Annotated in this window: 12 protein-coding genes; 6 read left to right on the top strand and 6 right to left on the bottom strand. The window is 64.7% G+C overall.

From position 1 onward, the window contains the following. Positions 1–126: 126 nt before the first annotated feature. On the top strand, positions 127–1,032 hold the full coding sequence (locus ACO6VM_RS16205; RefSeq protein WP_401058547.1) for an alpha/beta fold hydrolase: 906 nt from the start codon (positions 127–129) through the stop codon (positions 1,030–1,032). A gap of 111 nt (positions 1,033–1,143) precedes the next feature. On the opposite strand, the gene ACO6VM_RS16200 is transcribed toward ACO6VM_RS16205, so the two are convergent. The 5 genes from ACO6VM_RS16200 to ACO6VM_RS16180 form a co-directional block, all read right to left on the bottom strand. Then, positions 1,144–1,485, bottom strand: a complete 342-nt coding sequence (locus tag ACO6VM_RS16200; protein ID WP_401058549.1) for a HopJ type III effector protein — start codon at positions 1,483–1,485, stop codon at positions 1,144–1,146. After that, positions 1,478–1,774 carry a DUF1244 domain-containing protein gene (locus ACO6VM_RS16195; RefSeq protein ID WP_110991715.1) on the bottom strand — a complete coding sequence of 99 codons (297 nt, stop codon included), beginning with the start codon at positions 1,772–1,774 and terminating at the stop codon, positions 1,478–1,480. The genes ACO6VM_RS16200 and ACO6VM_RS16195 overlap by 8 nt, the downstream gene beginning before the upstream one ends. A gap of 9 nt (positions 1,775–1,783) precedes the next feature. Continuing rightward, the gene (gene folM / locus ACO6VM_RS16190; protein ID WP_110991714.1) at positions 1,784–2,476 is read right to left on the bottom strand and encodes a dihydromonapterin reductase; all 693 of its coding nucleotides are present in this window, start codon (positions 2,474–2,476) and stop codon (positions 1,784–1,786) included. A gap of 76 nt (positions 2,477–2,552) precedes the next feature. Then, on the bottom strand, positions 2,553–3,125 hold the full coding sequence (locus ACO6VM_RS16185) for an antibiotic biosynthesis monooxygenase (RefSeq protein WP_401058551.1): 573 nt from the start codon (positions 3,123–3,125) through the stop codon (positions 2,553–2,555). 148 nt (positions 3,126–3,273) lie between these two features. After that, positions 3,274–3,891 (bottom strand): hypothetical protein, encoded by a 618-nt coding sequence (locus tag ACO6VM_RS16180; RefSeq protein WP_401058553.1) that lies wholly within the window; start codon positions 3,889–3,891, stop codon positions 3,274–3,276. Positions 3,892–4,075: 184 nt separating this feature from the next. Here ACO6VM_RS16180 and ACO6VM_RS16175 point away from each other — a divergent pair, with 184 nt between their 5' ends. Beyond that, the gene (locus tag ACO6VM_RS16175; protein WP_125462625.1) at positions 4,076–4,531 is read left to right on the top strand and encodes a flavodoxin; all 456 of its coding nucleotides are present in this window, start codon (positions 4,076–4,078) and stop codon (positions 4,529–4,531) included. Between the two features lie 86 nt (positions 4,532–4,617). On the opposite strand, the gene ACO6VM_RS16170 is transcribed toward ACO6VM_RS16175, so the two are convergent. After that, positions 4,618–5,496 carry a LysR family transcriptional regulator gene (locus tag ACO6VM_RS16170; RefSeq protein WP_401058555.1) on the bottom strand — a complete coding sequence of 293 codons (879 nt, stop codon included), beginning with the start codon at positions 5,494–5,496 and terminating at the stop codon, positions 4,618–4,620. A gap of 98 nt (positions 5,497–5,594) precedes the next feature. Here ACO6VM_RS16170 and ACO6VM_RS16165 point away from each other — a divergent pair, with 98 nt between their 5' ends. The 4 genes from ACO6VM_RS16165 to ACO6VM_RS16150 all read left to right on the top strand — a co-directional run bounded on the left by ACO6VM_RS16165 (position 5,595) and on the right by ACO6VM_RS16150 (position 8,772). After that, on the top strand, positions 5,595–5,981 hold the full coding sequence (locus ACO6VM_RS16165) for a CidA/LrgA family protein (protein ID WP_390966944.1): 387 nt from the start codon (positions 5,595–5,597) through the stop codon (positions 5,979–5,981). Further along, positions 5,971–6,657, top strand: a complete 687-nt coding sequence (locus tag ACO6VM_RS16160; protein ID WP_401058557.1) for an LrgB family protein — start codon at positions 5,971–5,973, stop codon at positions 6,655–6,657. Before ACO6VM_RS16165 ends, ACO6VM_RS16160 begins: the two co-directional genes overlap by 11 nt. Positions 6,658–6,836: 179 nt before the next feature. Beyond that, complete coding sequence (locus ACO6VM_RS16155) at positions 6,837–7,742, top strand: alpha/beta fold hydrolase (RefSeq protein ID WP_401058559.1); 906 nt, start codon at positions 6,837–6,839, stop codon at positions 7,740–7,742. Positions 7,743–7,857: 115 nt separating this feature from the next. Beyond that, positions 7,858–8,772, top strand: a complete 915-nt coding sequence (locus ACO6VM_RS16150; RefSeq protein ID WP_125857482.1) for an SDR family oxidoreductase — start codon at positions 7,858–7,860, stop codon at positions 8,770–8,772. Positions 8,773–9,255: the final 483 nt, after the last annotated feature.

Genomic DNA, 9,255 nt, shown 5'->3' with positions numbered 1-9,255 from the left:
TTGCCCCTCGGGGGGGACAGTCCTCTTCCCAGGCGGGTTTTTGGGGCGTTCTCTCCCCCCGCGATGCATTGGTACAGGCGACAGATTTTTTGCTAGCGTTGGCGCACAACAACACAGAAGCGCGCCATGAGCAGCCTTACCCAGCCCGCCACCGCCTTTCGCCACAACGCCCCCGACGGCTACAGCCTCGGCGGTTTCCGCTGGCGCCACGCCACCTCCGCAAGCCAGCGCCCGCTGGTGATCATCAACGCCGCCACCTCGGTGCGTTGCCGTTACTACGCGCGTTTTGCCGACTACCTGTTCGCCCAAGGCTTCGATGTGCTGAGCTACGACTACCGAGGCATCGGTGAATCGCGCCCGGCCTCGCTGCGCGGTTTCCAGGCTTCGTGGAGCGACTGGGGCCGGCTGGATTTCGAGGCCATGCTGCAACTGGCTGGCGCCGAACATCCGGGGCAACCGGTGCATGTGGTGGGGCACAGTTTCGGCGGCTGGGCGCTGGGGCTGGCGCCTTCGGCGGCGCAGGTGCAGCACGCGGTGCTGGTGGGTGCGCAGTTCGCCTACTGGCGCGACTATGCGGCGGACCAGCGCTGGCAGCTGTATGGCAAATGGCATGTGCTGATGCCATTGCTGACCCGAGTGTTCGGCTACTTTCCGGGCAAGCGCCTGGGTTGGCTGGAGGACACGCCGGCAGGGGTGGTGCACGACTGGAGCACGCCGACGCCACGCTACGAGCACCGGCCCAGCGGGCGGTTGCTGCAAGCCTTGCCGTTCGCTCACGTCAGCGCCTCGACCTTGGCGATCAGCCTGACCGACGATCCGTTCGGCACGGTGGCGGCCACCGAGCGGTTATTGGGTTATCTGGATGAGCGCGGGCGCAAGCACCTGCGGGTGGCGCCTGTGGATATCGGCGTCGAGGAGATTGGCCACTTCGCGTTCTTTCATGACCGGTTTCGCCAGAGCCTTTGGCCGATTGCGCTGGGGTGGTTGCAGGTGGGGCGGTTGGCGGGTGGTGTGCCGGGCAAGATCATCTGAAGGTTCATGGCCTTATCGCGGGGCAAGTCGCATCGGCGCACCGCCGCTCCCACGCCAGACCTGTAAATGCGCGAGTGGCGTGGGAGCGGGCTTGCCCCGCGATGCGGATTGTCAGGCCAGGCGCGCCAAAGGCTGCTCGGCAAACTTCACCCCAGCCAGCCCATGCTTGATCAGCGCACGGATATTGCCATGGTCGCTGCCCTCGGGCGTGGCCACCACATCACGGTAGTGCTCGCCAAAGGCCAGCAGCGCTTCCTGGTCGCTCAAGCCTTCCAGCAAGGCCAGGCCCAGGGTCTTGCACGAACCTTCGTTCTGCCCGGCGGCGTTGTGCACATCACCGTTGTCGAAGGCTTGTGGCTGGTAGCTGTAGTTCGCGGCGATGAACGCCAGGGTTTCGGCGAAAACGTGTTCGCCGCTGGCGAGGCTGCTGCGCAGGGTGTTCAGGTCAGTCACGGGGTTTTCCTTGTTCGAACGCCGCCTGTTGTTCGGCGCTGGCTTCTTTCTGGTATTGGGCTTTCCACTCGGCGTAGGGCATGCCGTACACCGCTTCACGGGCGTCGTCCATGCTCAGGTCGACCTGGCGCTCGTCGGCGGCGGCCTTGTACCACTTGGACAGGCAGTTGCGGCAAAAGCCGGAGAGGTTCATCAGGTCGATGTTCTGCACGTCGGTGCGCTTTTGCAGATGGTCGACCAGGCGCCGGAACGCGGCGGCTTCGAGTTCGAGCTGTTGTTGGGGAGTCATGGCGGTCTCTCAGGTCATGCGGTTCTTCAGATGGCGGCCACCGTTGATGACCACCTGGCTGCCGGTGCTGTACTGGCTGTGCAGCAGGAACAGCACGGCGTCGATCAGCGGGCGGGCGCCGGGTTCGAACTCCAGCAGGGCTTTTTTCAGCGTCTGCTGGCGATAGTGTTCGTCGCCACCCTCTTTGAGGATCAGCAGGCCCGGCAGGATACCGTTGACGCGCACCGTGGGCGCGTACTTTTCGGCGAACGACAGCACCATGTTCTGCAGCGCGGCCTTGGTCGCGGCATAGCCGATATGGCTCTTGCTGCCGCGCGAAGAGGTCTCGTCGCAGATATGGATGATGTCGGCCTTGTCTACCTTGCCCAGCAGCTCACCCAACGCCAGGTTGAGGTGGTAGGGCGCCTCGACGTGCAGGCGGAACATGGTGTCGAGGTTGTCCAGGCCGTCGTCGAGCCACAGCGAGGCGTTGTGGATGATCGCGCGCAAGCCGTCGTAATGCTTGTGCAGGTGGTCGATCAGGGCCTGGCGGTCGTCGGCGTTGGTGAGGTCGGCCTGGAACTGCTGGATGTTCGGGTGCGCCGCGTGTGCATTGAGGCTGCGGCTGGCGCTGACCACCGTATGGCCGGCCTGGGCCAGCTCCAGCGCCAGGGCCAGCCCGACACGCTGGCTGGCACCGGTAATGAGGATAGGGCTGTTCATGTTCGGGGCGGTCTGCCGTCTGTCCGTGCGTGATGCCCCAGCATACCCGAACTGCACCGCCTTGCGAGCCCGTGCCTCAGCGGCTGCGCAGGCCCTCGGCGCGGTCTGCGGCCGAGCGCGGCGCCGGGTTCAGCCAGCCGGCCAGCAGGCGCGTCGACAGCGGGATGAACAGGTACACCATGAGCGGCGTCAGGGCCAGGGTACTGAGCAACACCCGCGGCAGCAGATTGAGCGGCGCCAGCCAGTGGCCGAACAGCAGGTTGAACAGCAACGAGACCGGGAAGAACGCCAGCCAGATAGCCGTGGCCTGCTTCCAGCGTGGCGGTTTTTGCACCATGTTGGTGCCAAACCAGTCGTCGATGCCGCTGACGCGCCTCTCTTTGGGGCGTTCGAACAGGCCGTCACCACGCTGCAACCAGGTGCGACGCGAGGCTGAATGTTCCCAGGCGTGCATCGTTTGCTCATTGGTGAAGCGGAAGATGATCTGGAAGTCATCGCCTTCGGCAGGCGGGGCGAGGATGCCTGAGCCCAGGTAGCCGGGGAAGTCGGTGGCCAGTTGCTCGCCTTCGTGCAGCCAGGCCAGCAGGTCCTGGTAGCGGCCATGGGCGGCGCGGCGCGACACCATCAGGGTGACGGGGTGGGTAGACATCGTGTATCTCCTGGCGACGGGGCTGGCGGGTAGCCGGCCCCTTGGCATGCGGCCCGGGGTGGTGGGCGGCGCAGGCATGCTTGCAAGAATCGGGCGCGGATTATCGCCGATCGATCATGACCCGTCAGTTTCAACGGGCGGACGGTCGTCAGAAGTTCGCTTGCGCGTGCAACTCGGGGTGGGCCTGGCGATGGGCTTGGAGAATGTACTCGCGCAGGCGCTCGATCTCTTCGGCCGGCGTGTGCGACAGGTCGTAGGCGGCCAGCCTGGGGCCGATGCGCCGGCGCAACACGCCGTACAGGCCGATCGGCGGGATGTCCTCGGCGGCGAAGTGCAACTCGAAATGCGCCGGTGCCTTGCTCTGCCCGTGGATTTCCACCAGCACGCCCTTGAACGAAATATCCCGTACCCACAGGTCGCTGGCCTGGTGGTGGTCGTCGAGCAATGCCGTCGGTTGCTCCAGCGACAGGCGCCACGGGCGCAGCATGGGGCCGTCTTCGTAGATGTCCGGTGAACCCAGTTGCAGGTGCAGGGCGTGGAACTCGTCTTCGACCAGTTGCAGGGGGAAGCTCAGCTGCTGGTTGTTGAAGCTGGCCTGCAGCGTGACCTGTTCATTGGCCACCAGGCGGGTGAGCAGATCCTTCAGGCGACGGTCGCCATTGACCAGCAGGCTCGACATGGGGTCGGCCAGGTTCAACTGCGGCGAGTGCTGCATGTTCTGGATGAAATCCAGCTCGTCCTGGGAGAGAAGGGCGTCTGCTTGCATGGTCGAACTCGAGGAAGCGATCGGTAATGGCGATTACGTCAAGGGGGTGGACAGTGGTGTATGGGTTTGGTTCAGGTCACTGGTCGGATTGTTTGCGCGGCTGTGACTTTAGGGGTAGGCGGCCTTTTGCCACTGTCGGGTGCTAGTATCCTACGCTTTCACTCAGTTTCGGAATGCTCACCTGATGAAAGTCGCCATTATTTCCGGTTCGGTCTATGGCACCGCCGATGAAGTCGCCCGTCATGCGGTGTCGCTGCTCAACGCTGCCGGCCATGAAGCCTGGCATGCGGGCCGTGCCACCCTGCAGGATATCGAGGGCTTTGCCCCACAGGCCTTGCTGGCGGTGACCTCGACCACCGGCATGGGCGAACTGCCCGACAACCTGATGCCGCTGTACAGCGTCATTCGCGATGTACTGCCCGCCGCCTGGCGTGGCTTGCCGGGTGCCGTGATCGGCCTGGGCGACTCCAGCTACGGCGATACCTACTGCGGTGGTGGCGAGCAGCTGCGCGAGCTGTTTGCCGAACTGGGCGTGCGTGAGGTGCTGCCGATGCTGCGCCTGGATGCCAGCGAGACCGTGACCCCTGAGGCCGATGCCGAGCCGTGGCTGGCGGAGTTTGCCGCAGCCATTCAGGGCTGACCCCCATCGCGGGGCAAGCCCGCTCCCACGACGCTCGCGCATTTGCAGGTCTGGCGTGGGAGCGGGCTTGCCCCGCGAGAGGGCCGTCAGGTGTGCTCGCGCAACAACGCCAACCACGCCTGCGCCGCCCGTGACAGGTACGCCCCGCGCCGCCAGATGAAGGCGATGTCCCACTTGAGGTCGCCCGGCGCGCGCAAGGGCAGGCGCACCACCCCGGGCCGCTCCAGGGCCCGCGCGACCACCCGCGGCAGCAACACCACCCCTTGGCCCGCCGCCACCAACGAGGCAAGAAAGTCCGCCTGGCCGCTGCGCCCGCCTTCCTTCGGGGTAAAACCCACCTGCTGGCAGGCGCTGAGCAGCCGGTCATTGAGCATGAAGCTGCGTTGGTACAGCAGGAACGGCGTATCGGCCAGTTGCGCCAGGTCGACTTCTGCCTGGCCCGCCAGGGCATGCTCGGCGGGCAGCAGGGCATCCAGCGGTTCATTGCAGAAGGGTTGGTAGTCGAATGCCGGGTCGCTCGGCGTCAGGCTGCCGCCCAGCTCCAGCTCGCCACTTTTCACCGCCTGCTCGACCATACGGCTGCCGCCTTCGAGCAGTTGCACCGAGATCTGCGGGTAACGCCGCCGGTACTCGGCGAATAACCCGGCAAACAGTGCATCACTGCCCAGCAAGGGCAGGCCCAGGCGCAGCTCGCCACGGGCCATCTGGCCAAGATCGTCCAGCTCGTTGAGCAGTTCCTGGCGCTGGCGCAGCAACACTTCACCACGCTCCAGCACGATGCGCCCGGCGGCGGTCAGCAGCAGCTGCGAACCCTGGCGCTCGAGCAATGGCTGGCCGATGGCCTGTTCCAACTGGGCGACCTGCTTGCTCACTGCCGACTGGCTGATGTGCAGGGTGCCCGCGGCCTGGGTGAAGCCACCACGGTGAACGACTTCGATGAAGCTGCGCAGCTGTTTGAATTCCATGCCATGAATTCCAATATGGAATGGCGAGCAGTCTAACAATTCGCTTTTGGCCTTTGCGACCGACTTTTACACTGGGCACGTTGTCGAGGACCGTGCCCATGAACCCTGCATTACTGAAAAAAACCTGCCGCCTGCTCGCTGAGCTGGCGGTGCTGCTGGCCCTGTTTTGGATCGGCGGCCAGCTCGCGGCCTGGCTGGGCTGGCCTATCCCCGGCGGTGTGATGGGCCTGGCGCTGCTGCTCATGCTGTTCGCCACAGGCCTGCTCAAGCCCGCCACCCTGCAATTGGGTGCCGGATGGCTGATGGCCGAAATGCTGCTGTTCTTCATCCCCGCGCTGATGAGCCTGCTGGACTACGGCAGCCTGTTGCGCAGCGAAGGCTGGCGCATCCTGCTGGTGATCGCGGTGAGTACCCTGCTGGTGATGGTGGTCACCGCCGCGACGGTCGAGCTGGTGTGCCGCTGGCGGTTGCGCCATGAACCTTGAACCCAAGTCATTGTTCTGGCTCGCGCTCACCCTGGCCGCCTATGTGGGCAGCCGCTGGCTGTACCGGCGCAGTGGGCGCTACCTGCTGTCGCCGCTGATCCTGGTGCCGGCACTGTTGCTGGCGGTGGCCGTGCCGCTGCACACCGCCTACGCCGAATATGCGCGCAACACTCATTGGCTGATGGGCGTGCTGGGCCCGGTGACGGTGGCCTTCGCCGTGCCGATCTGGCAGCAGCGGGCATTGTTGGCGCGGCACTGGCCGGCGTTGCTGGTGGGCATGCTGGCCGGCAGCGTCGCCTCGATCGGCAGTTCCTGGGGGCTGGCGCACCTGCTGGCGCTGGACGAGTCGGTCAGCCTGTCGTTGCTGCCGCGCTCCATCACCACCCCGTTTGCCATGCCGGTGGCCCAGGACCTGGGGGGTGTGCCGGAACTGACCGCAGTGTTCGTGATGTTCACCGGCGTGCTGGGGGCGGTGTTTGGCGGTGTTCTGCTGCGCTGGCTGCCGCTGCGCACGCCGCTGGCGCGGGGCGCGCTGTTCGGTGTCGGCGCCCATGGCGCGGGCGTGAGCCGGGCCCAGGAAGTGGGCCACGAAGAGGGTTCGGTGGCCGGCCTGGTCATGGTCCTCACCGGGCTGCTCAACCTGTTTGCCGCGCCATTGCTGGTCATGTTGTTCTGACCGTTCGTGCCACTGACTCGCACGGTCATCAGGCTGGCTGCCAAGGCGACTTAACACCTTCGTATTGGCCTCTAGACTCAGCCTCGACATAGAGAGCACATGTATGTGCCGAGGTAACTTGCAATGAACGCAGCCTTGCCCTATTCCGACACTCAAACACCAATACCGGGACGACCCTGATGCCTCTGGCCGAGATTCCATTGTGCGTCTGGCGCACCCGGAGCCAGGGTTTCACCTTCCGGGGCCAGAGCATCCGCTACTGGACGGCAGGGCAAGGAGAGCCTCTGCTATTGCTACACGGTTTCCCCACCGCCAGCTGGGATTGGCACTACTTGTGGGTACCGCTCACCCAACGCTTTCGCGTAGTGGCCTGCGACATGCTCGGCTTCGGCGATTCGGCCAAGCCCGCAGACCACGACTACAGCCTGCTGGAGCAGGCCGACCTGCAGCAGGCGCTGCTGGAGCACCTTAAGATCGACCAGCCGGTGCACTTGCTGGCCCACGACTATGGTGGCAGTGTCGCCCAGGAACTGCTGGCCCGGCACCACGAGCAGCGCGTGCAGATCGCCAGCTGCGTGTTCCTCAATAGCGGCCTGTTCCCCGAGAGTTGTCGCGTGCTGCTGATCCAGAAACTGCTGCTCAGCCGCCTTGGCTGGCTGGTGGGGCGCTCGTTCGGGCGCGACGACCTAGTGCGCAATGTCACCCAGGTCTACGGGCCCTGCACCCACCCCAGCGAAAGTGCGCTGGACGACTGCTGGAGCCTGATCGCCGCCAACGGTGGCCAGCGCATCCTGCACAAGCTGATCAACTTCATGCCCGAGCGCCGGGCGCAACGCGAGCGCTGGGTCGGTGCCCTGCAGCGCGAAGGCGTGCGGCTGCGCTTCATCAATGGTGCGGTCGACCCGTTGTCCGGTGTGCACATGGTCGAACGTTACCGGCAAGTGGTGCCCGAGCCGGACACCGTGTTGTTGCAGGGCATCGGCCACTACCCGCACACCGAAGCGCCGGTGCAGGTGCTGCGCCACTACCTTGCCTTTCGTGAACAACCGCTGAGCTACCTGCCACAGAAAGTCGCCTGGTCGTGACCGGGCGATCATCGCCATGGGTTATCCCCCGGCATTCGCCGGGGCGCGCTTGATTGTCGGGCAGCGAGGGCTGGCCGACACTGCGCGCATCCTTCATATGCCTGGAGCCTTGAGCATGAGCGAACCGGTAAGTCTGCAAGATCGCGTGGTGATCGTCACAGGGGCCGGTGGCGGCCTGGGCCGGGCCCATGCACTGTTGTTCGCCAGGCACGGGGCCAAGGTGGTGGTCAACGACCTGGGTGGCAGCAGCCATGGCGAAGGCGCCAACGTGTCGGCGGCTGATCGGGTGGTGGAAGAAATCCGCGCCGCCGGTGGCACGGCGGTGGCCAACCATGACTCGGTGACCGATGGCGCGCGCATCGTCGAACAGGCCCTGGACAGCTTTGGCCGGGTCGATGTGCTGGTGAACAACGCCGGCATCCTGCGCGACAAGACCTTTCACAAGATGGAAGACAGCGATTGGGAGCTGGTTTACCGGGTGCATGTCGAGGGCGCCTACAAAGTCACCCACGCCGCCTGGCCGCACCTGCGCGGGCAAAACTGGGGGCGGGTGATCTTCACCTCGTCCACCTCGGGCATTTACGGCAATTTCGGCCAGGCCAACTACGGCATGGCCAAGCTTGGCCTGTACGGCCTGACCCGTACCCTGGCCATCGAGGGGCGCAAGCACGGCATCCTGGTCAATGCCATCGCCCCTACCGGCGGTACCCGCATGACCGAGGGGCTGATCCCGCCTCAGGTGTTCGAGCAGCTCAAGCCCGAATTGATCAGCCCGTTGGTGGTGTTTCTCGGCAGCGAGCAGTGCCAGGACAGCGGCCAGCTGTTCGAGGTGGGCGGTGGCTGGGTGGGCAAGGTGCGCTGGGAGCGCAGCCAGGGCGTGGGCTTCGATCCGCGCGAGGGCTTCACGCCGGAGCAGGTGGCGGCCAACTGGGGGCGGATCGGTGATTTCGAAGGCGCGAGCCACCCGCAGGACAGTTTTCAGGCGCTGCAGCAGATGATGGCGAATCTGCAGAAGTATCCATTGGCGTGAAGACCGTTGGGGGCCGCTTTGCGGCCTTTGTGCAGGCAAACCGGCTCCCACCCAGACCGCAACGACCTCAAACCATGTGTAATTTCTGTGGGAGCCGGCTTGCCGGCGATGAGGCCGCTGCAAGCAAAACAAGACAGCAGCACCCACCTTGATTCGGCGATTCTTGCACAAATAAAAAAGGCCGCTGCAAAGGCAGCGGCCAATCGAGACGTTAGATCAAGGAGCTTCAAAATCAACGTCGGTGAACCTGGGCGGGCGTGAAAGGCGGGGGGGAGAGCCCTTCGTGCCGGCCAGTGAGGTAAGAATAAGCGCTTGTTCCCGTGGGAAAAATAGTCGCTTCTGACATTCTCTATTACGTCCTTCGAGATAATAGTTCTATTCCTACTCGGTCCCTCACCGCCTGGTCCTTGGTTGTAGGCTCATCTTGTACGAAGTCGTTATTCGCGATGGCGGAATTGCTTCCCGATTCAGGTGGGATGCCTG

Origin of the sequence: Pseudomonas sp. GZD-209 (genome assembly GCF_049310485.1) — a bacterium.
GTDB classification, from domain to species: Bacteria; Pseudomonadota; Gammaproteobacteria; order Pseudomonadales; family Pseudomonadaceae; genus Aquipseudomonas; species Aquipseudomonas sichuanensis.
This window is presented reverse-complemented; position numbering and strand designations above follow the sequence as displayed.

Coding starts and splice junctions, on each gene's coding strand:
- ACO6VM_RS16175 (WP_125462625.1), top strand. CDS start 4,076: ATGAAAGTCGCCATTATTTCCGGTTCGGTCTATGGCACCGCCGATGAA.
- ACO6VM_RS16205 (WP_401058547.1), top strand. CDS start 127: ATGAGCAGCCTTACCCAGCCCGCCACCGCCTTTCGCCACAACGCCCCC.
- ACO6VM_RS16160 (WP_401058557.1), top strand. CDS start 5,971: ATGAACCTTGAACCCAAGTCATTGTTCTGGCTCGCGCTCACCCTGGCC.
- ACO6VM_RS16155 (WP_401058559.1), top strand. CDS start 6,837: ATGCCTCTGGCCGAGATTCCATTGTGCGTCTGGCGCACCCGGAGCCAG.
- ACO6VM_RS16165 (WP_390966944.1), top strand. CDS start 5,595: ATGAACCCTGCATTACTGAAAAAAACCTGCCGCCTGCTCGCTGAGCTG.
- ACO6VM_RS16180 (WP_401058553.1), bottom strand. CDS start 3,891: ATGCAAGCAGACGCCCTTCTCTCCCAGGACGAGCTGGATTTCATCCAG.
- ACO6VM_RS16195 (WP_110991715.1), bottom strand. CDS start 1,774: ATGACTCCCCAACAACAGCTCGAACTCGAAGCCGCCGCGTTCCGGCGC.
- folM (WP_110991714.1), bottom strand. CDS start 2,476: ATGAACAGCCCTATCCTCATTACCGGTGCCAGCCAGCGTGTCGGGCTG.
- ACO6VM_RS16170 (WP_401058555.1), bottom strand. CDS start 5,496: ATGGAATTCAAACAGCTGCGCAGCTTCATCGAAGTCGTTCACCGTGGT.
- ACO6VM_RS16185 (WP_401058551.1), bottom strand. CDS start 3,125: ATGTCTACCCACCCCGTCACCCTGATGGTGTCGCGCCGCGCCGCCCAT.
- ACO6VM_RS16150 (WP_125857482.1), top strand. CDS start 7,858: ATGAGCGAACCGGTAAGTCTGCAAGATCGCGTGGTGATCGTCACAGGG.